This window comes from Salinimonas marina, from assembly GCF_015644725.1.
Lineage (GTDB): Bacteria > Pseudomonadota > Gammaproteobacteria > Enterobacterales > Alteromonadaceae > Alteromonas.
Map to the genome: position 1 here is coordinate 1,653,111 of NZ_CP064795.1, position 19,420 is coordinate 1,672,530.

Genomic DNA, 19,420 nt, shown 5'->3' on the forward strand with positions numbered 1-19,420 from the left:
GTAGCTGATTGGAATTTATTTTTGACAAAGAGGTTTCTATGACCAAGTCGGAACTGATTGAGCGTCTTGCAGATCAATATCGTCATCTTCCCGCAAAAGATTTAGAACTGGCGATTAAAGAGCTGCTCGAGCAAATGGCGCAAACCCTTCAAAAAGGTGAGCGTATTGAGATTCGGGGATTTGGTAGCTTTTCTCTCCACTATCGGGCGCCAAGAACAGGACGTAACCCAAAAACCGGCGAAACGGTCGAGTTAGAAGGTAAATACGTTCCTCACTTTAAGCCTGGTAAAGAATTGCGGGAGCGGGTTGACGCTTCTATCGCATAATTGCTTCAAAAAGCCGCCGTATTCACTGCGGCTTTTTTATTTCTGCCAGAGTTTACTTTCTCTTCATAACCTATCCATGTTCTCACTTATCCCACCCTCAATGCATCTACTACTTTTGTAGTATTATTTTTCGTTTATAGCCGGTGATTAGTTGACCAGCAATTTTAAATAGTTATATATTATCGGTTGATAATAATAATTATAACGATGGCCATGGCTGGCGAAGAAGCAAAAACAATTAAGCAGTATCAGGCGCTGATCAGAGCGTTAATTCCCTACGAGCAGGAAAATCGCTTACTGGAAGGCCTTAACCGCTTTTCTGGTCGCCTCCCCGGTACGGTTCGAAAAACCATCAAGGATGAGGTTATCAGACTTACCTCGCTGACTGATGCCCCGGCAGACAACTCAGCATTTGCTCAATTTCCGGTTTTCAAGTTCAAGCATTTTGGTATTGATATGCGCCTGGATAAGGTTGGCGCTAATATCCTTAAAACCGAATCTTCCTTATACCAGAACCGCTATACGGTAGGGGTCTTTGAGTCTCTCACCAATTCAGACTTTTATCAGGCTCAGATTAAAAAAGAGCAATACCGGAAAATTGTGGATGCCTTCACCATAGAGGCCCAGTCTCAAAACGATATTCAGTTTGGTGATGATATTGCCATTGCACCGAATTTTCCGGTGGCTTGTCCTGAATTTGATAAAGGGCGCAGCTGCACGGTACCGGCGTTGGGTCATAACAGTATGGTGGTTGAAACCAAGCGACCGCCCAAAGCCCAGGTTGGTGAGCTTTACCAGTTTGCCTTGCCAGAAGTTTTCCCACAAAACAAAGACACCGGGGTAGGCTACCGACTCGATAAGATGGTGTTCAATAAAGACACCGACAAATATGAAAGTCACTTTTGTGTGGATGACAAAATCGATGACAAAACCCGGGCTCAGATTCAAAAGTACATTGAAAGTAATGCTTACCAACAGCCCCTGAAAAGGGAGCTGGAATTGGAGCGGGCGATGCAGGATCTGGAACGGGATCGGATCGTTGCCAATAGTCCGTGGGTGACACTGCAAATCAACGACAAGCAGGGCACCCTGGTGCCCAAAGCCGCTTTGTTTACCAAAACAAATCAACAGCGTAATAAGGGATTTTCTGCGCTGGCGGCTTTTTCAGGCAAACATAATTTTGCCGCCCTCACGGAGGAGCTGAGTACCTTCAATGAAGCATTTTTGTTGTGCGGAACGGTGGAAACCCGTCGCGGAAAAATCAGCATCAACGCCACTCATCGTCAGCTGCTGGCATCCAATTTATTCATTCCGATCATGTACCTGCTCACCAAACACGGTAAGTTTCAGTGTTATCATTGTCGTTGGGTGGCGGCCGACAGCGAAACCAGACGTATTGCTTATGCCACCCATGATATCGCCATTAATCAGCATGAAGAGTTTAACCGTTGTTCCCATCTGCTGTTTTTTACCGACATAAGTGACCGTATCGGGCCGTTAGGATTACCCGAAGCATGTCAGATGGGGCCGATTCATCAATCATTGCAACCCGATACGGATACCTGGGATATCCAGGTGGTGATCGACGATACCCTGGACCGGCGGCAGGAAGCCCGTTATGAAATTGAAAAAACGGCCAGTATCAGGCGAGGGTTACTGCGCTCTGTCAATGCGCAGGTACTGGATGTGTCGCTAAAAGGGATCCGGGTCAGGTTGGCACAGCCCGAGGATGGACCCTTACAGGGCGTTTTGAAGATTACTGTGGGCGATCTTAAAATCAAAAATGAAAAATACCAGGTGGTTAGCTATTGTAAGAAGCGCCATATCGCCCGTCTGAAAGTGGCAGAAAAAGCGCCGACGGCGTTTGCGCAACTGGTTGAGGAAAACCCGTCTTATTTCCGGCCCCGTGATGCTGCCAAAATGAGCCGCAACCGGCATCGTTTTATCTGGGAAATGGCAGTGAGGGAGCATCCATCGGCCTCGTTACTGTGTGTGGCAAATCGATTTTTGCTTGATCGAATTAAAACCCTGTATCTGCATGAAAGCTCTCAGGACTTGTATCCGTTTTCACAGGAAGACAATATCGCGCCGCTGCACGGCTTTTTTGCTGACCAGGGTCAGGATAAACCCAAGTCCACGTTGTTACTGAATTTGCTCAAAGCGCAGGTGATGCAATCAACGGTGATTCACTGTCTTCGAAAAACCGATAACAAACTGGTGTATGTCAATTATGATGATTATCGGTATAAAGCCATACGCCAGCAGTTGATTCGGCATTTGGACGAAGAGAAGGTTGAATTATGTGCTACCCGAATTGAAGTACAGCGGTGCTCTGAAAATGCCTCGCCCTTAATCAAAAAGCGTCTCGCGCTATTGTCGAAAGTCGACAAGGCCTTGTATGAGCGGCTGCTCAATATGCAAAGCGCTTATACCCATGTTATATATCTCACCAATGAGTCGGTGTTACAAACCGCCATTATCACCGGCCGGTTACGGCCGCTGGCCTCTGCAGCAAGAACCCCCCGGGCAAGTCAGCAGCAAATCAGGGGGTACACCGTGAAACCAAAAAGACCTCGTGATCCCTACATTGTTACGCTTTTTTACTAACATTTGATATCAACACCGCCCGCAATTTGCTATGCTCAATAGCACTTTAGGTAATCAAGGGTCAGGCGTTGAAAGGAATTTTTTCACTTTTAATTATTGTGGTTTTGCTGGTCTTAGCCTTTGCGGTTGGTTCACAAAACGAGTCGGTTATTTCGGTAAATTATTTGATAGCGCAGGCACAGTTGCGAATTTCAACCTTAATTGCGGTGGCCCTGACAATAGGTGTAATAATTGGCTTTCTGATTATGCTTACCAGCTGGCTGAGTTTGCGACTTCAGCTTACCACGACCCGCAGCCGTTTGAAGAAAGCCCTGAAAGAACACTAACATGCTAGAGCTGCTGTTTCTCTTACTTCCTGTTGCTGCTGGATACGGTTGGATTATGGGCCGTAATAGCGTGCGTCAGGCGCAGCGTGAACAATCCAGTATTCTTTCCAAGCATTATTTTCGGGGCTTAAACTTTTTGCTGTCGGATCAACCCGATAAGGCAGTTGATACGCTGATCAAAATGATCAACCTGAACAGTGATACCGTGGAAACCCATATTGCCATGGGCAATTTTTTCCGCCACCGCGGCGAGATAGACCGAGCCATACGGGTGCATCAGAACCTGGTTTCCCGGGAAGAAATTCAGCCTACCCAGCGAGAAAATGCGCTTAAAGAGCTGGGCATGGATTATGTTCAAGCCGGCTTTTTAGAGCGCGCTGAAAACGCCTTTCTGCAATTGCTTAATAGTGACAAACACTATGTAGTAGCTCGTCAGCAACTGTTTAATATTTATCAAACCACCAAAGAATGGCATCGGGCCATAGAGCTGGCTGAGCGAATGGTGGATTGTCATGGTGACAATGATGATGTGAGCGAGCGACTGGCCCATTTTTATTGCGAACAGGCGTTACTTGAACAGCGCGCTGATGAGCAAAAGCAAGCGCTAGGACTATTGCAAAAAGCGGTTAATGCCGATGAACGGGCGGTACGCCCCTGGCTTATGCTCGGTGATATCGCCTTACAGCAGCAGCGTTATGACGACGCGATTGAATATCTGCTGCAGGTCGCTGAGCGGGATATCAGCTGGTTTAGCGAAGCGGTGCCTAAGTTAGAAGTGGTGGCCGAAGAAACCGGAGAATGGACCCGGTTTGCCGAGGAGTTAGAGTCGCATTGGCAGGAATGCGCAACGTCGTATCTGGCCATGGTTGATGTACTGGTCAGGAAGGGTGAAATTGGCCCGGCGGCAGATTATCTGTTAGAACAGTTGCGTAAGCGGCCTACCATGAAGGGTTTTAAAACTCTGATGGGGCTTTATATTGACCAGGTCCAGGATGAAGCGTCGGCAGACAGCTTGCGACTGCTTAAAGAGCTGGTTGAAAATCAGATCGCACAACGCCCGAAATATCGTTGTGTCAGCTGCGGATTTTCCGGACGCAAACTTTACTGGTTGTGTCCCTCATGTAAAAAATGGAATGTTGTAAAACCCATTAAAGGTCTGGACGGAGAGTAACGTGCACACTGAAGATCCAAAAGTTATTGTGGCACTGGATTATGCCAGTAAAGAGCAGGCCCTGGCCTTCGTAGAGCAGCTTGATCCGGCGCTTTGTCGGTTGAAAGTGGGCAAGGAAATGTTCACCTTGTTCGGCCCCGAATTTGTGCGTACCTTAGTTCAAAAGCACTTCGATGTTTTTCTGGATTTAAAATTTCATGATATCCCCAATACGGTAGCCAAAGCCTGTAAGGCTGCCGCCGAGTTAGGGGTATGGATGGTGAATGTGCATGCCAGTGGGGGTCAGCCCATGATGGAAGCCGCTCGACAGGCCATTGCCGACAGCGCGCATCCACAAACCCGGCTAATTGCCGTAACGGTGCTCACCAGTATGGATCAGGCGCAACTTGATCAGGTCGCGGGCGGCATCAGCACCAATGACCAGGTTAAAAAGCTGGCATTGCTGACCCAGGCAGCCGGCCTGGATGGCGTGGTATGTTCGGCTCAGGAAGCAACCATGCTGCGCGGCTGTGTGGATGAGAGCTTTTTGCTGGTCACGCCGGGTATCCGCCCGGCGGGCAGCGATGCCGGAGACCAGAAGCGGATCATGACCCCAACCCAGGCAATGCAAAGCGGCGTGAGCTATCTGGTTATGGGCCGTCCTGTTACCCAGGCGCTGGACCCCTTGCAGGTGCTCAAAGACATCAACCATAGCCTGATAACCTGAGCCGCCAGTTTGAAGTGGAACACAGAACAAAAAAAGCCCTGAAATTTCAGGGCTTTTTACTGTTTCTATACAATTGCGACCGGCGTCAGATTAACCCCGTAGCGCTTCTTCTGCAGGCACATAGGTCAGGTTCAGCTGTTCGCCTAACGCATCGACTACCGCTTTGTACGTCACCTTACCTTCGTGGGTATTAAGACCCGCACGCAGGTGCGCATCCTCCAGCATGGCTTTTACAGGGCCTTTATTGGCCAGCGCCAGACCAAAGGGCAAGGTAGCGTTGTTTAATGCCATGGTCGAGGTGCGAGCCACACCGCCAGGCATATTGGCAACACAGTAGTGCACCACATGGTCGATGGTATAAACCGGATCCTGATGAGTGGTGGCCTTTGAGGTCTCAAAACAGCCGCCCTGGTCAATCGCAACATCTACCAGCACAGAACCTGGCTTCATCGCCGCAATCTGTTCGCGGTTAAGCAACTTAGGTGCCGCAGCCCCCGGAATGAGTACCGCGCCAACAACCAAATCAGCATGAGACGAATAATGCTCAATGGCATCTACAGTAGAAAAAACGGTTTTCACCCGGCCCGCAAAAATATCATCCAGCTGGCGCAGGCGCGGCAACGAACGATCTAAAATGGTTACATCAGCGCCTAGGCCTAATGCCATTTTGGCTGCGTTGGTGCCTACTACACCGCCGCCGATAACCAGTACCTTGCCCGGTGCCACGCCCGGAACACCACCTAATAAGGTGCCTGAACCGCCATGGGCTTTTTGCAGATAATGCGCACCAGCTTGTACCGACATCCGCCCAGCTACTTCACTCATAGGCGCAAGCAGAGGCAAACCACCATGGCTATCAGTCACGGTTTCATAGGCAATACAGGTGGCACCAGATTCAACCAGCAGGCGGGTCTGCTCAGGATCGGGAGCAAGGTGCAAATAGGTATACAGGGTCTGGCCCTTGCGTAGCATTTTGCATTCGTTTGGCTGTGGCTCTTTCACCTTCACAATCATCTCTGCTTCGGCAAAAACCTGTTCGGCAGAGTCTGCAATCGATGCGCCCGCCGCCTGATACATTTCATCGGTAAAACCAATTGCATCGCCGGCAACAGTTTCAACCAACACCTGGTGGCCATGGGTAACAAATTCTTTTACCGCAGCAGGAGTAAGTCCTACCCGGTATTCATGATTCTTAATTTCCTTCGGTACACCTATCAGCATAGCTAGCCTCATAATTATCGGTTTATGTGCGCGCAGTATACTGGGAATAAAAGCGAAGTATGTGCTGAAAACATCGTTCTGTCAGTGTATTATACTGTATATAATATATTTGACAGGATTTGCTGTGCTGGTAAAAACACCCAAAGATCTCGATCGTATTGACCGCAATATCCTGACGGTTCTGCAACGAGACGGACGTATCTCTAACGTCGAACTGGCAAAGGCTGTGGGCCTGAGTGCGAGCCCTTGTCTGGAGCGGGTTCGGCGGTTGGAAACGCAAGGCTATATTACCGGGTACCATGCTACGGTCGACCCCATCAAACTCGGGGCAGCGATGCTGGTGTTTGTAGAAATAACCCTGAGTAAAACATCAGTAGATATCTTTGCCGAATTTTCTGCGGCGGTACAGCAGCATGAAGATATTCAGGAGTGTCATCTGGTTTCCGGCGACTTTGATTTTCTTTTAAAGACCCGGGTAGCTGATATGTCCAGTTACCGAAAATTATTAGGCGATACATTATTGCGTTTGCCCGGTGTTAGTGAGTCGCGCACTTATGTGGTAATGGAAGAGGTGAAAAGCACCAGTCGTCTGAGAATTAACCTGAAATAGCAAATCTGTGTTTTTGTACAGCTTTATAATAGGTGCGAAGTTTAACTTTGTGTTAGTCTTTGCCAAAATATATTTGAACCGTAGCCAGTCTCAATGGTGCCACACGTGCCCTTGAGGTCATGGATGCTGATGTTTTAACGTGCGTAGCTGCACCTGAACGGTTGATAAGATTTGAGGGATATGGCGCGACTTTCCGGAATTCAGCGATTGCTGGAAGCAGGTATGATCATTGCCTGCGTATTTGCATTTTATTTATTACTGGCCCTGGCCTCGTTTCATCCGGGTGATCCCGGCTGGAGTCAGGCGGGTTTGCAATTAGACATCCATAATTGGGTGGGGGCCACGGGTGCCTGGATTGCTGATTTACTGTTATTCAGTTTTGGTTTTCTGGCGTATCTGCTGCCATTTTGCAGTGCGTTTCTGGGCTGGTTCTTATTCCAGCATGTTAAACACATCCAGGAATTTGACTACCTTACCATAGGCTTGCGCATTATTGGCGCACTGCTTATATGCCTGGGCATTTCAGGCATCGCCAGTGTTAACTTCAACGATTTGTTTAACTTTTCTGCCGGCGGCTTTGTGGGTGATGTCATCAGTTCAGCACTCATACCGTATTTCAATGTTCCCGGTACGGTATTGTTACTGTTGTGCTTTTTTTGCACCGGTTTTACTTTGATGACCGGCATCAGCTGGCTTACGATTATCGATAGTACTGGTCATCTGGTGTTATGGTCAGGACGAAAGCTCATCGATGCACCAACCCAGTTACTGGATATCCAGATGCCACGTCTGGCGCTGCCATCATTAGGCAAAAAAGACGACCACGCTGATAGTGATGAGCTGGATATCACCAGCATGCGGGCCGAGCCCCCGGCACAATCTTCTGCCAGCGCCAAACCAGCACCAGCGAATCCGTCCAAAATGCGCGAAGAACCGACTTTCGGTATCCCCGATGAGGTTTTTGAATTTGATGATGAAACACCGCCTTTTGAACAAAACCGGGCAGCGCCTGCAGCCGGGGCAGATAACGGGGCACGAAACCAATCCCAGACTCAGAACAATACGCATCAGGCGTCAGCAGCAGCGACCGAAGCGACAGACTACCCCGACACAGACAGTCATAGCGAACCAGAATCGCAAACTATTGCCGAGCCTGAAGCGCGTTCCGAAAAGTCGCGTTTTTCAATGTCATCGCTTAAAGATAAGATGAAAGACACCAGAAACAAAGCCGAACCGGCAGCGGCCACGTCTTCTGAGTCTTCTTCCGGACCTTCTACTCCTTCTGCTTCTGCGCCTGCAGCCACCGGGGGTTCAACATCGGCAGGGCAGGGCAGCGAATCTGCAGCTAGCCCCGAGACCGCAGAGCTTACCCCGATGCCATCCTTTGATTTGCTGGAGCGTCCGGATAAGCATGAAAACCCCATCACCCAGGAAGAGCTGGACGCGGTCTCGCGGCTGGTTGAAGAAAAACTGGCAGATTTTAATATTGAAGCCACGGTGGTCGGGGTGTACCCCGGCCCGGTGATCACCCGCTTTGAGCTTGATCTGGCCCTGGGGTGAAGGTCAGCAAGATTACCGGCTTATCTAAGGATCTGGCCCGGGCCATGTCGGCCATTTCGGTGCGGGTGGTAGAGGTTATTCCGGGTAAATCCGTCATTGGACTGGAGTTACCTAACAAAACACGGGAGATGGTGCGCCTGAGCGAAGTGATCAGTTGTGAAACCTTCCAAAGCAATCCATCTGCGCTCACCATGGTACTGGGCTCAGATATCAGCGGTAAACCAGTGGTGGTGGATTTGGCCAAAATGCCCCATGTATTGGTGGCCGGTACCACTGGCTCGGGTAAGTCGGTGGGGGTCAATGTGATGATTTTGAGCCTGCTGTACAAGTCGACCCCTGAAGATGTACGTATGATCATGATCGACCCCAAAATGCTCGAATTGTCGGTCTACGAAGGCATTCCGCATTTGCTGGCGGAAGTGGTGACCGACATGAAAGAAGCCGCCAATGCGCTGCGTTGGTGCGTAGGCGAGATGGAGCGCCGGTACAAGCTGATGTCTGCCCTTGGGGTGCGTAATCTGAAAGGGTATAACGCCAAGGTTACCCAGGCTATGGCCAATGGCGAACCCATTAAGGATCCCCTGTGGCGGGCCGAAGAAAGTATGGATACCACACCGCCGGATCTCGAAAAGCTTCCCGCGATTGTGGTGGTGGTCGATGAATTTGCCGACATGATGATGATTGTGGGCAAAAAAGTGGAAGAACTGATTGCCCGCATTGCACAAAAAGCCAGGGCAGCAGGTATACATCTGGTCCTTGCCACCCAACGTCCGTCGGTGGATGTTATTACCGGTTTGATCAAAGCCAATATTCCCACGCGGATCGGTTTTCAGGTCTCCAGCAAAATCGACTCGCGTACCATCCTGGACCAGCAGGGCGCAGAAGCGCTGCTGGGGATGGGGGATATGTTGTATCTGCCCCCGGGTAGCCCGGTGCCGACACGGGTGCATGGTGCGTTTGTGGACGATCACGAAGTGCATGCGGTGGTAGCCGACTGGCAGAAGCGCGGCAAGCCGGAATACATTGATGAAATTCTCAATGGCGAAGCGTCAGCCGAAGTCTTGCTACCGGGTGAACAGCCAGAGGGTGCGGATCAGGAAGTTGATGAATTTTATGATGAAGCCGTGGCATTTGTAACCGAAAGTCGGCGCGCCAGCGTATCGGGTGTACAGCGAAAATTCCGCATTGGTTACAATCGCGCTGCACGCCTGGTCGAACAAATGGAAAATAGCGGTGTCGTAAGTCCACCGGGCCATAATGGTAACCGGGAAGTAATGGCGCCGCCCCCGCCTAAGGATTAATACTATGTTTCGTTTTTTATCCCGAATCGTGCTTGCTGGTGCGTTAAGTACGACGGTTTTTTCTGCATTGGCAGAGGAACAGGCCAAACAGGCTTTACAGCAACGCCTTAATCAAATGCAGCAATATCGTGCCGATTTTAACCAACAGGTAACCGATGCTCAGGGCGAAGTCATTCATCAGGCCAGTGGGCAGCTGGTGATGGTGCGTCCGGACAAATTACGCTGGCAGACCCAGGCACCCGATGACACCCTGCTGATTGCAGACGGTCAGTCGGTATGGAATGTCGATACTTTTGTTGAGCAGGTCACAATTGTTAAGCAAAATCAGGCGATTCAGAATAACCCGATCATCTTGCTGACCAGCACCGATGAAGCAAAATGGCAGCAGTTTCGTATATCTCAACCGGCTGAAGACACCTTTATGGTGACGCCGCAGACCAGTGACAGCCAGATTCAGCAGCTCGAACTCAGATTCGATGAACAAAGCCTCACCGGCCTGAGTATGAAAGATGCCCAGGAACAGACCAGTAAGTTAAGCTTTACTGATATCGAGACCCAATTTACGCCGCAGTTGTCTGATTTTGAGGTCACCATTGATGACACCTACACGATAGATGATCAGCGTTAATGCTATTTAAAGACGATGAACCTTTTGCGCCGCTGGCGGCAAAGATGCGCCCGGCAACACTGGATGAATACGCCGGACAAAGCCACCTAGTAGGCCAGGATAAACCCCTGCGCAAGATGCTGGAAGCCGGGCATTGTCACTCGATGATTTTGTGGGGCCCGCCGGGCACCGGTAAAACCACGCTGGCGGAGCTTATTGCCAGCTATACCCAGGCTAATGTAATTCGCTTATCGGCGGTGACCTCCGGGGTTAAAGAAGTGCGGGCGGCGATGGAAAAAGCCCAGGAAGATGTGCGCTATAATCAGCGTACGCTGTTGTTTGTGGATGAAGTGCACAGGTTTAACAAAAGTCAGCAGGATGCGTTTTTACCCTACGTAGAATCCGGCACCGTCACCTTCGTGGGCGCCACCACTGAAAATCCGTCTTTTGAACTGAACAAGGCATTGTTATCCCGGGCCCGGGTGTATGTACTTAAAGGGTTGGTGGAAGAGGATTTACAGGCACTGTTAGAACGTGCCTTATCTGATTCTGAAAAAGGCCTGGGCCAGCGTAACTTAGCCATTGCAGATGATGCCCGGCGTGCGCTTATCGGTCTGTGCGGAGGCGATGCCCGCCGCCTGCTTACCTATCTGGAGCTGGCCGCGGACTTTACCAGTGACACCACCATTTCGCTGGCGGATATTGAACAGGCTGTGGGCGAAAAAGTAGCGGCGTATGACAAGCAGGGAGATGCCTTTTACGATCTTATCTCTGCTTTTCATAAGTCAGTGCGTGGCTCAGATCCTGATGCCGCGCTGTACTGGTACGCCCGTATTTTAAATGGCGGCGGCGATGCACTGTATGTGGCGCGGCGATTGCTGGCCATTGCCTCAGAAGATATTGGCAATGCCGATCCTAGAGCCTTGCAGTTGTCTTTGAACGCCTGGGACACCTATCACCGGGTTGGTCCGGCAGAAGGCGAACGCGCCATTGCCCAGGCCAGCGTATACTGCGCCCTGGCGGCAAAAAGTAATGCGGTTTACAAAGCCTTTAGTGCGGCCAAAAAACTAGCCCGGGAAGCGCCTGATTATCCGGTTCCTGCCCACTTGCGCAATGCGCCGACCAAACTTATGAAAGAGCTGGGTCATGGCGAAGGCTACCGCTATGCCCATGATGAAGCCCATGCCTTTGCCGCCGGCGAGGTGTACCTGCCGCCTGAATTACAACACGAAAGGCTGTATGAGCCGGTTGAGCGAGGCCTGGAAAAACAGCTTAAAGCCAAACGTGAGTATCTGGATACTCTGAACAATCAGGCTCCCCGGAAACGCTAACGCATGTCGACCACGGTGGTTTTATACAGCTACATTGCCGCTGGTGGCGCGCTGGGTGCCTGCCTGCGTTATTTTTTGACCAGTCAAATTGATTCCTGGTTTGGAAAAAGCCTGCCATTTGGTACACTTGCGGTGAATGTTCTGGGTTCGTTTTGCCTGGCGCTGGTGTACGGCTTAATAGAGCGACAAGAGCTGGCCGAAGCTCCGTATCGTGCCTTTCTTGCGGTGGGACTACTGGGCGCACTCACTACATTTTCAACCTTTTCCATAGACACTCTGACCCTGCTGCAAAGCGGCTTGTGGATGAAAGCGGCATTGAATGTCATACTCAATGTCAGCGTTTGTTTGCTGGCCGGTGGGTTGGCCATGACCATAATCAAAGGATAATTATAAGCACATGTTAGATCCCAAGTTTTTGCGAACTGATATAGAAACAACAGCTCAACGGCTGGACAGCCGTGGATTTAAGCTGGATGTTGACGCGTTTAATCAACTGGAAGAACAGCGTAAATCACTGCAAAGTAAAATGCAGGAACTGCAAAACGAACGGAATGTGCGAAGTAAATCCATTGGTAAGGCAAAAGCGCAAGGCGAAGATATTGAGCCGCTGCTGGCCGAAGTGGGCAAGCTGGGTGATGAGCTGGATGCCACCAAAACCGAATTTGCAAACATTCAGCAGCAGGTTACTGAGCTGACACAGGGCATTCCTAATCTTCCTCACGAAAGTGTGCCGATAGGGGCAAGTGAAGATGACAATGTCGAAGTTTCACGCTGGGGCACACCTGCTACTTTTGATTTTGATGTAAAAGATCATGTTGATATTGCTGAAGGTCTGGATCGCGGTGCTGACTTTGAACTTGCCGCCAAACTGACCGGTAGCCGTTTTGTGGTAATGCGCGGCGCGATTGCCCGCATGCACCGGGCGCTGGCTCAGCTGATGCTTGACACTCATACCGCAGAACATGGCTACCAGGAAACGTATGTACCGTATCTGGTTAATCATGACAGCTTGTATGGCACCGGTCAGCTGCCCAAATTTGGTGAAGACTTGTTTCATACTCAGCCAGCCACCGAAGAAGGGCAGGGGCTGTCTCTTATCCCTACTGCCGAAGTACCGCTGACCAATATTGGCCGGGATGAGATTTTCAGCGCCAGCCAGCTACCGCTCAAGCTTACTGCCCACACGCCCTGTTTTCGTAGTGAAGCCGGATCCTATGGCCGGGACACCCGAGGCTTGATTCGTCAGCATCAGTTTGAAAAAGTAGAGCTGGTACAACTGGTGAAGCCTGAGGATAGCTTTGAGGCTTTAGAAGAGCTGACCGGTCATGCAGAAATCATTCTGCAAAAGCTGGAATTACCATACCGTAAAATGCTGCTGTGTACCGGCGACATGGGCTTTGGCGCATGTAAGACCTACGATTTAGAAGTGTGGTTACCGGCCCAGAATACCTACCGCGAAATCTCTTCATGTTCTAACATGCTTGATTTCCAGGCCCGCCGTATGCAGGCCCGTTATCGCAGCGCCGAAGGTGCAAAACCAGAATTGCTGCACACCCTGAATGGTTCGGGCCTGGCCGTAGGCCGGACGCTGGTGGCAATTTTAGAAAACTATCAGCAGGCGGATGGCAGTGTAAAAGTGCCTGAGGCACTGGTTGGTTATATGGGCGGTATGACCCACATACAGGCTAGCTAAATAGAGTAACGCATATTGAGTTGCTGTGGCCGTTGTGACAGTCCTCCATGCAGAAAGCTTGAAACGCCTGGCATTTAGCCGGGCGTTTTTGGTTTCAGACCAAATTTTGCGGGTGAGATATAGTAATAACAGGGCGTTTACTGAGTTAATACCGTTCCCCGGTAGTGAGGTTACCCGTTGCGTTTTTCACCTAGAGATAAGATCAGCAGGTTTAGCAATAATATTTTCTGACCACTTTAATCCTAGGGCATGGGTCCCATGCAATCTTATAAGTGCTAGCTCCAGACGCTGACACTTTCGGTCTCCGACTAAACAATTGCGACTAAACAATCAAACAATTGGACAGTCACTTCTTAAACAATTGGACAGTCACTTCTCGAAACAATTGGACAGTCACTTCTCGCATTCCCGGTAAACCCTTGTCTGATGCTAAATGTCCTCGATTATTTAGTGATTATGTCTCGATATATTTTTTGGGTTCGGGTTAAAAAGAGGTTCGTATAAGGAAATAGCCTTAAAATCAGAAGCCCGGATACGAGAGTACGGCGCCCAGCTTTGTACGGTACATATTGGGTTGTAAGATCTGGTTCGAGGCGGGTTCAGCGTGTTTAAGCTGAATGGTATTTCAGGTTTTTTCTGCGGTGAGACATTAGTTTTTCGATGCTTACTGAGGTCGTAAATTCAGTTTCAATTCCGCAGACTAATGTAGTCCAATCGGTATTAGTCAGTCCAATCCGGGCGAGTATAGGAGCTGCGGCATCCTCTATCTTGCCACGTTTACCGGGATGAAAGTGACGCCCGGTTTGTTCGACGAGTGCGAAGTAATCCTCAATCCGAAAAGGCAATCCGTCCGACAATTTTTCTCCCAGGTTACCTGTAAAGGAAAGCAGCGTACGGGGTTGTCGACGGGACTTCGCCGCCTGAATGCGTTTTTGTATACTGGTGTGAGCAGATGCTTCTGGTGATTTTGCTAAACAGGCACGCACTGGATTTAAATCGACATACGCCATGCAGGCTGCAAGTGATGCTTCATCCATTAGTGCCTGAGACTTAAAGCGTCCTTCCCAGAAGTGTCCCGTACAGTCGTCTTCCTTATTCGCTTGCCTGGCAATATACTCGTTAAGCAGCCGCATAAACCAGCTGATATCAAACAATCGGCTGCGATACACTTCAGCAAGGTTTTTCACCGTTTCAGTTTCTGCCTCAGACAGCGAATCACACTCAGCAGGATTGATATATGTCTGCGCCAACAGCATGCCTTTGTAGAGCTTGTGCCATCGCCTGATAACCTCCTTCGCAGACAGAGACTCGGCTTTATCTTTGTTGATGCGCAATACCACATGGGTGTGATTGCTCATTACCGCATAGGCACAGACATCTACGCAGAAGACTTCAGCCAAAAATAATAACCGGTCTTCCACCCACTGGCGACGATGCTCAAAACTTTTCCTGTTTGCTTATCTTCACCGCACAAAAAAGCTCTGCGCACACAGCGAGATACGCAGTGGTAGTAAGGGGTATCTGCCAGGTTGATAAGAGATTTACGTGGTTTAGGCATGGATTTCTAAGCATAAGAGAACCGTACTTTTAGTGTGCCCGAATTAGTTCAAACCCAACTGTACCGGGGAATAGTAAGTGACTGTCCAAGCTGGGCTCGTCCTGACCCAGGGTCAACTTTTCAAGGAGTAATAGTGACCTATCTTCGTTTTTTCGTGTTGTTTTCTTTAACTTACGTTGTTGGTTTAGCGGTCGCCGGAATCCTTGTTAGCTTAGCAGGCCTTAATAATGCGGGTAGTTTAAATACGCCTTTATTATTTGGGGTTTCTTTTTGGTGGATGTACAGGTTCTCTGAAACAAATGCCAGGGTGGTGCAAGGAAAAGGAAAGTGGAAACTGGTACTTCTTGTTTTACTGGCGGATGTGCTGATATTCTTTTTGCTCGGTGCTCATTCGCTTCTCAATCAAGAAAAGTCGCTTTACTACCTTCTATTGGGTTTGCTTATTGTTGCTCCGGTACATCTTTTATTATTGGTCGCAACGTGTTACTTCGTTAAAAAAAGTATAGTGAAGAAACACCCGGAGTGGGCGCCAGGTTAATACCCCGTGGTAGTCCCTTGCGGGCTGGGAAGCAAATGGGGTTCCTTTTTGCTACTTTCAGGAATGTAGCTTCTTATCCACGCCTGATGATAAGAAGTTGGAAGTCACGCTTCTTGCCTGTAAAAGACCCCCACAGGCGAACACGTAAATAAAGGCAATTGCTGCTATTTATTCTGGCGCACCTATTAACCGGGCGGGGCATTTCTCAAGCAATAGGTCACCTGATGTATCAGCCCGCGCCGTTTAGTCCCCTGTTTTATTAACAATTTTTAGGGTTTGCCCAGACAAATTGGTATCACCTTACAAAGATTAAACAGTCTGCTTCACTACACCATAAAAATTACAATACTTTTGCAGGTTTTGCGTTCAATGTAACTTTAAACCTGACAGAATAGAGCAGGGAGCACAGCTGTATAGCCCGCCCTGTATGCGCCTGCAGAGTTATCAATAAAAAAGGCATACGCATTGCTACTATCTGGCTACACGCTGTTTTGCAGTATTACTAAGCAGTCAATTTTCATGAAAGAGGAGAAAGAATGAGTAATAATATCGAATTTACCGCTCCCGGTATGAACCATGAAGCGGCCAAGAAAACCATTGAAATTCTTGAGCATAGACTGACTGCGCTGATTGATTTGCAGTTAACCCTGAAACACGTTCACTGGAATGTGGTAGGACCGAATTTTATTGGGGTCCACGAAATGCTGGATCCGCAAGTTGAAGCCGTACGCGGTATGACGGATACGTTGGCTGAGCGTATCGCCACGCTGGGCGGCGTGCCAAAAGGTACTCCAAAAGCGATTGTTGATACTCGCACCTGGGATGACTATGACCTGGGTAAAGCCTTGGTAAAAGATCACCTTGTGGCGCTGGATAAAGTTTATACCGGCGTAAACGGCGATCATCGTGAGGCACTTGGAAAATTGAGTGAAATTGACCCGGTTTCTGAAGATATGATCACCGGACAGCTGGCTGACCTGGAACAATTCCAGTGGTTTGTACGCGCCCACCTTGAGTCGTCAACCGGCGAACTGAAGACCTAGTACAGGTTTGCTGAAAAGCTTAAAAGCGTTAACAATAAAATGCCCGGCTTAATCGTCGGGCATTTTTGTTCTAATAATTTGATTTACACACAATTCCAGAGCCTATCACCATGCAGTATCCATCCGGCTTATTTTGCCGCCTGTGTTGCACACTATGATGCAACAAGACCATTGGGCAGGTGGTGTTTAAGCGGCAACCTACAGCAACTGGCGTACCGCTGCGTGTGGTTTACAGGCATTTTACCGGTTTAGGTAAGCCCGCTAATCGGGTTGCCTGCTTTGCCGGGCCCTTCGGGAACAGTCTCTGCAAATAGCGGCTGTTGCCTTTATCGGGGCCATAGGCGTGTTTCATGGCATTCACCAACGCCCGGATAGCCGGGCTGGTGTCATAATCCAGATAAAACTGGCGAACAAAGCGAATCACCTGCCAGTGATCGTCTGTCAGGGTAATGTTCTCTTGGGTTGCCAGCGCAGGCACCATGTCTTCATGCCAGTCATCAATATTTTGCAGATAGCCGTTCTTATCCAAAGGAATGTCACGACCCTGCCAGTTAAAATATGCTTGTTCAGTCATTGCCATTTTATCCAGGTAGAATATTGCTCACTCAGATTTACCAACTCGTGGTCTGAAACAAGCTCGTAGTCTGATTTGTCGCTATCGTATTTAAGGCCTCTTGCGTCTGCATCGGGGCCGTAAATAAAAACATGCCCAGCAGTTTGTAAACCCTCACCATGTGCAAGATAAACCGCATCGCCCATCAGCAGTACTGCGTCGGTGGCGGGAAGGGCGTCCAGCTGCTGCTGCAACTCAGTATCTATGGTGTTATTGCGTAACATTATGAGCATCAGAAGGTCACCACATGATCAGCCTGTTTCAAAAGTGCCACAATGCCGGGGCTATCGATGACGACACATTGGTCACTTTGTATATCAACCTGTAACCGGCTCATAGCCGAGCGGCTGATATAACATGGCTCCACCTCAAACAGTGCCAGTGCGTTAAGTTTTTTGCGCAGGTTTTTTACTCCTTCAGGGGGGTGTTGGTCATCTTGCCACATCCATACGGCGTTGCCTTCAAACAGGGCAGAAACCTGATGACCATAATTGGTGGCTGCCATGGCAAAATCGACACCGTCGATGGCCTTGCTGCCCTGATAAGGGCTTTGCGTGAACCGAACCAGAATACGAGCCATCAGAACTGCACCACTTTTTGACATTCATGCAATGCACTAAAAAATTCGCCTAGGCCAGCCTGGGCAAAAGGAGGGCGTAAGTTATACATATTATCCTCGGCCTCCTCTGCACTTACAACACCGCGCTTGACGGCCGCGGTAATACACACCAGCAACTCACAGTTGGTGGTGCGCTGCACCTCGCACCAGTGCTGATACACAGCATGTTCGTCACTGGGCACGCGACTTAACGCATTCGCATGATGAATACCTTCGCCATAGAAAAACACATTGTTAAGTGAATGTCCTTGCATACAAAGCTGCTGAGAAAACTGCTGCGCGGCAATGGTTTGGGTGACATCTGAAGGGGGGTGGGTGATTAGTATCGAATAGGTTGTCATACAAATAAAAACACCCCGACAGGCGGGGTGTTTTCCTTTTAACTGAGTTTAGTCGTCGCCACCAAACGCACCCAAAAGATGCAGAATGGACGTGAACAAGTTATAGATGTTCAGATACAAGGCAACCGTCGCCCGTAAATAGTTGGTTTCGCCGCCATTAATGATACGGCTGGTATCAAACAGGATAAGTCCGGACATGATAAACACGATCGCCGCATTTAACGCCAGAGTCACTGCTGGTACCGCAAAGAAAATATTCGCGATTCCGGCTACAATCACAACTACCAGACCCACCATTAAGAAGCCGCCTAAAAAGGAGAAATCTTTCTTAGTGGTAAGGGCATAGCCTGACAATGCAAAGAAAACCAGGGCGGTAGCACCCAGCGCCTGCATGATAAGACCAGGACCACCGAAGTTTAAGTAATAGGCCAGCGTGTAACCCAGCGAACCACCCATTAAACCGGTAAAAGCAAATACCCAGTAGATACCAGAAGCAGAATCTGCTTTCTTATGTACTACAAATAGAGTGACAAATGCACCTATCATCATCACCAGTGAAGCGATAGGGCCTACACCCACTGCCATAGCAACACCAGCGCAGGCCGCACTAAAGGCCAGGGTCATTGCCAGCAACATATAAGTGTTACGCAAGACTTTGTTTGTTTCCAGCACCGACTGCTGTGATGCATTAGCATACATCGAACGGTTATCCATCATTCCCTCCAACAGGATTTAAAACAGCAAAAAACAGTAAGTTTTTTATTTGAGTCATTTGTATGGGTTTTGGTTCCCAAATTCAAGTATTTGTCGTGTTATATTATACGAAATATTTTGCTCCTGGGATGAAAAATAATCAATCGGGCATAATTGTCTTTCAGATTGGCTAAATCACCACCACTTAAAACTTTTTTTCAGATTCACTCTTTACAGCACGCGAAATTCCATTAAGATACGCTTCACTTGCCGGAGAGGTGGCAGAGCTCGGTTTAATGCACCTGACTTGAAATCAGGCGAAGGGTCAAACCTTCCGGGGGTTCGAATCCCTCCCTCTCCGCCAACTATTTCAGGGTAACGTCAGTACGGTATCCGGATTGTGTCTCTGAAAAGATATCGCAATCGTTAATCATTATAGATTAACACACAATTTGTGGAGAGGTGGCAGAGCTCGGTTTAATGCACCTGACTTGAAATCAGGCGAAGGGTCAAACCTTCCGGGGGTTCGAATCCCTCCCTCTCCGCCAGCTATTTA

The 19,420-nt window shown here is 49.1% G+C and carries 18 protein-coding genes, 2 tRNA genes and 3 pseudogenes; 16 read left to right on the forward strand and 7 right to left on the reverse strand.

Annotated elements, in window-relative coordinates; translation table 11 throughout:
* Nucleotides 1-38: 38 nt before the first annotated feature.
* From ihfB to pyrF, 5 genes are all read left to right on the forward strand, one after another.
* Nucleotides 39-326 (forward strand): integration host factor subunit beta, encoded by a 288-nt coding sequence (ihfB, locus tag IT774_RS07250; protein WP_108568957.1) that lies wholly within the window; start codon nt 39-41, stop codon nt 324-326.
* Nucleotides 327-539: 213 nt separating this feature from the next.
* Nucleotides 540-2,933, forward strand: coding sequence for a PilZ domain-containing protein (locus IT774_RS07255; RefSeq protein ID WP_195811973.1), 2,394 nt, complete (start codon nt 540-542; stop codon nt 2,931-2,933).
* Nucleotides 2,934-3,001: 68 nt separating this feature from the next.
* Nucleotides 3,002-3,259 (forward strand): LapA family protein, encoded by a 258-nt coding sequence (locus IT774_RS07260; RefSeq protein ID WP_195811974.1) that lies wholly within the window; start codon nt 3,002-3,004, stop codon nt 3,257-3,259.
* Nucleotide 3,260: 1 nt separating this feature from the next.
* Complete coding sequence (gene lapB / locus IT774_RS07265; RefSeq protein WP_195811975.1) at nt 3,261-4,430, forward strand: lipopolysaccharide assembly protein LapB; 1,170 nt, start codon at nt 3,261-3,263, stop codon at nt 4,428-4,430.
* 1 nt (nt 4,431) lies between these two features.
* Nucleotides 4,432-5,136 carry an orotidine-5'-phosphate decarboxylase gene (gene pyrF / locus IT774_RS07270; RefSeq protein ID WP_195811976.1) on the forward strand — a complete coding sequence of 235 codons (705 nt, stop codon included), beginning with the start codon at nt 4,432-4,434 and terminating at the stop codon, nt 5,134-5,136.
* Between the two features lie 90 nt (nt 5,137-5,226).
* Here the strand turns inward: pyrF and ald are convergent, their stop codons facing one another.
* Entirely contained in the window at nt 5,227-6,357 is a 1,131-nt protein-coding gene (ald, locus tag IT774_RS07275) for an alanine dehydrogenase (protein ID WP_195811977.1), read from the reverse strand.
* A gap of 124 nt (nt 6,358-6,481) precedes the next feature.
* On the opposite strand from ald, the gene lrp reads away from it, so the two are divergent.
* From lrp to serS, 7 genes and pseudogenes are all read left to right on the forward strand, one after another.
* Nucleotides 6,482-6,967, forward strand: a complete 486-nt coding sequence (gene lrp, locus IT774_RS07280; RefSeq protein WP_195811978.1) for a leucine-responsive transcriptional regulator Lrp — start codon at nt 6,482-6,484, stop codon at nt 6,965-6,967.
* Nucleotides 6,968-7,147: 180 nt separating this feature from the next.
* A pseudogene (locus tag IT774_RS07285) lies at nt 7,148-9,562 on the forward strand (DNA translocase FtsK 4TM domain-containing protein); the annotation flags it as partial.
* A gap of 77 nt (nt 9,563-9,639) precedes the next feature.
* Nucleotides 9,640-9,828: pseudogene (locus IT774_RS18005) on the forward strand (DNA translocase FtsK); the annotation flags it as partial.
* A 4-nt stretch (nt 9,829-9,832) separates the two neighbouring features.
* Nucleotides 9,833-10,456 carry an outer membrane lipoprotein chaperone LolA gene (lolA, locus tag IT774_RS07290; protein WP_195811979.1) on the forward strand — a complete coding sequence of 208 codons (624 nt, stop codon included), beginning with the start codon at nt 9,833-9,835 and terminating at the stop codon, nt 10,454-10,456.
* The gene (locus IT774_RS07295; RefSeq protein WP_195811980.1) at nt 10,456-11,766 is read left to right on the forward strand and encodes a replication-associated recombination protein A; all 1,311 of its coding nucleotides are present in this window, start codon (nt 10,456-10,458) and stop codon (nt 11,764-11,766) included. The genes lolA and IT774_RS07295 overlap by 1 nt, the downstream gene beginning before the upstream one ends.
* A 3-nt stretch (nt 11,767-11,769) precedes the next feature.
* Nucleotides 11,770-12,153 carry a fluoride efflux transporter CrcB gene (gene crcB / locus IT774_RS07300; protein WP_195811981.1) on the forward strand — a complete coding sequence of 128 codons (384 nt, stop codon included), beginning with the start codon at nt 11,770-11,772 and terminating at the stop codon, nt 12,151-12,153.
* Between the two features lie 10 nt (nt 12,154-12,163).
* The gene (gene serS / locus IT774_RS07305; protein WP_195811982.1) at nt 12,164-13,459 is read left to right on the forward strand and encodes a serine--tRNA ligase; all 1,296 of its coding nucleotides are present in this window, start codon (nt 12,164-12,166) and stop codon (nt 13,457-13,459) included.
* Nucleotides 13,460-14,067: 608 nt separating this feature from the next.
* Here serS and IT774_RS07310 read toward each other — a convergent pair.
* Nucleotides 14,068-15,017 (reverse strand): annotated as a pseudogene (locus tag IT774_RS07310) (transposase).
* Nucleotides 15,018-15,150: 133 nt separating this feature from the next.
* Here IT774_RS07310 and IT774_RS07315 point away from each other — a divergent pair.
* Together IT774_RS07315 and dps are read left to right on the forward strand one after the other, a co-directional pair.
* Entirely contained in the window at nt 15,151-15,555 is a 405-nt protein-coding gene (locus tag IT774_RS07315; protein ID WP_195811983.1) for an ABZJ_00895 family protein, read from the forward strand.
* Between the two features lie 536 nt (nt 15,556-16,091).
* The gene (gene dps / locus IT774_RS07320; protein ID WP_195811984.1) at nt 16,092-16,598 is read left to right on the forward strand and encodes a DNA starvation/stationary phase protection protein Dps; all 507 of its coding nucleotides are present in this window, start codon (nt 16,092-16,094) and stop codon (nt 16,596-16,598) included.
* Between the two features lie 229 nt (nt 16,599-16,827).
* Here the strand turns inward: dps and IT774_RS07325 are convergent, their stop codons facing one another.
* Genes IT774_RS07325 through IT774_RS07345 form a run of 5 tightly spaced genes read right to left on the reverse strand, consistent with a single transcriptional unit; the run spans nt 16,828 to nt 18,885 of the window.
* Nucleotides 16,828-17,172 (reverse strand): TusE/DsrC/DsvC family sulfur relay protein, encoded by a 345-nt coding sequence (locus IT774_RS07325; protein WP_195811985.1) that lies wholly within the window; start codon nt 17,170-17,172, stop codon nt 16,828-16,830.
* On the reverse strand, nt 17,169-17,444 hold the full coding sequence (locus IT774_RS07330) for a DsrH/TusB family sulfur metabolism protein (protein ID WP_195811986.1): 276 nt from the start codon (nt 17,442-17,444) through the stop codon (nt 17,169-17,171). Before IT774_RS07330 ends, IT774_RS07325 begins: the two co-directional genes overlap by 4 nt.
* Nucleotides 17,444-17,791, reverse strand: coding sequence for a DsrE family protein (locus tag IT774_RS07335; protein ID WP_195811987.1), 348 nt, complete (start codon nt 17,789-17,791; stop codon nt 17,444-17,446). Before IT774_RS07335 ends, IT774_RS07330 begins: the two co-directional genes overlap by 1 nt.
* The gene (tusD, locus tag IT774_RS07340) at nt 17,791-18,171 is read right to left on the reverse strand and encodes a sulfurtransferase complex subunit TusD (RefSeq protein WP_195811988.1); all 381 of its coding nucleotides are present in this window, start codon (nt 18,169-18,171) and stop codon (nt 17,791-17,793) included. Before tusD ends, IT774_RS07335 begins: the two co-directional genes overlap by 1 nt.
* Nucleotides 18,172-18,219: 48 nt before the next feature.
* Complete coding sequence (locus tag IT774_RS07345; RefSeq protein ID WP_195812236.1) at nt 18,220-18,885, reverse strand: Bax inhibitor-1/YccA family protein; 666 nt, start codon at nt 18,883-18,885, stop codon at nt 18,220-18,222.
* Between the two features lie 251 nt (nt 18,886-19,136).
* Between IT774_RS07345 and IT774_RS07350 the strand changes: the two genes are divergently transcribed.
* A tRNA-Ser gene (locus tag IT774_RS07350) sits at nt 19,137-19,228 on the forward strand.
* A gap of 92 nt (nt 19,229-19,320) precedes the next feature.
* Nucleotides 19,321-19,412, forward strand: a tRNA-Ser gene (locus IT774_RS07355).
* The last annotated feature ends 8 nt before the right edge of the window (nt 19,413-19,420 follow it).

What these genes read in the sequence shown, in the direction of transcription:
- serS (WP_195811982.1), top strand. Translation starts at nt 12,164, where the DNA reads ATGTTAGATCCCAAGTTTTTGCGAACTGATATAGAAACAACAGCTCAA.
- IT774_RS07330 (WP_195811986.1), bottom strand. Translation starts at nt 17,444, where the DNA reads ATGCTCATAATGTTACGCAATAACACCATAGATACTGAGTTGCAGCAG.
- IT774_RS07295 (WP_195811980.1), top strand. Translation starts at nt 10,456, where the DNA reads ATGCTATTTAAAGACGATGAACCTTTTGCGCCGCTGGCGGCAAAGATG.
- ald (WP_195811977.1), bottom strand. Translation starts at nt 6,357, where the DNA reads ATGCTGATAGGTGTACCGAAGGAAATTAAGAATCATGAATACCGGGTA.
- IT774_RS07325 (WP_195811985.1), bottom strand. Translation starts at nt 17,172, where the DNA reads ATGACTGAACAAGCATATTTTAACTGGCAGGGTCGTGACATTCCTTTG.
- ihfB (WP_108568957.1), top strand. Translation starts at nt 39, where the DNA reads ATGACCAAGTCGGAACTGATTGAGCGTCTTGCAGATCAATATCGTCAT.
- lolA (WP_195811979.1), top strand. Translation starts at nt 9,833, where the DNA reads ATGTTTCGTTTTTTATCCCGAATCGTGCTTGCTGGTGCGTTAAGTACG.
- IT774_RS07255 (WP_195811973.1), top strand. Translation starts at nt 540, where the DNA reads ATGGCTGGCGAAGAAGCAAAAACAATTAAGCAGTATCAGGCGCTGATC.
- lapB (WP_195811975.1), top strand. Translation starts at nt 3,261, where the DNA reads ATGCTAGAGCTGCTGTTTCTCTTACTTCCTGTTGCTGCTGGATACGGT.
- IT774_RS07335 (WP_195811987.1), bottom strand. Translation starts at nt 17,791, where the DNA reads ATGGCTCGTATTCTGGTTCGGTTCACGCAAAGCCCTTATCAGGGCAGC.
- IT774_RS07345 (WP_195812236.1), bottom strand. Translation starts at nt 18,885, where the DNA reads ATGGATAACCGTTCGATGTATGCTAATGCATCACAGCAGTCGGTGCTG.
- dps (WP_195811984.1), top strand. Translation starts at nt 16,092, where the DNA reads ATGAGTAATAATATCGAATTTACCGCTCCCGGTATGAACCATGAAGCG.
- crcB (WP_195811981.1), top strand. Translation starts at nt 11,770, where the DNA reads ATGTCGACCACGGTGGTTTTATACAGCTACATTGCCGCTGGTGGCGCG.
- tusD (WP_195811988.1), bottom strand. Translation starts at nt 18,171, where the DNA reads ATGACAACCTATTCGATACTAATCACCCACCCCCCTTCAGATGTCACC.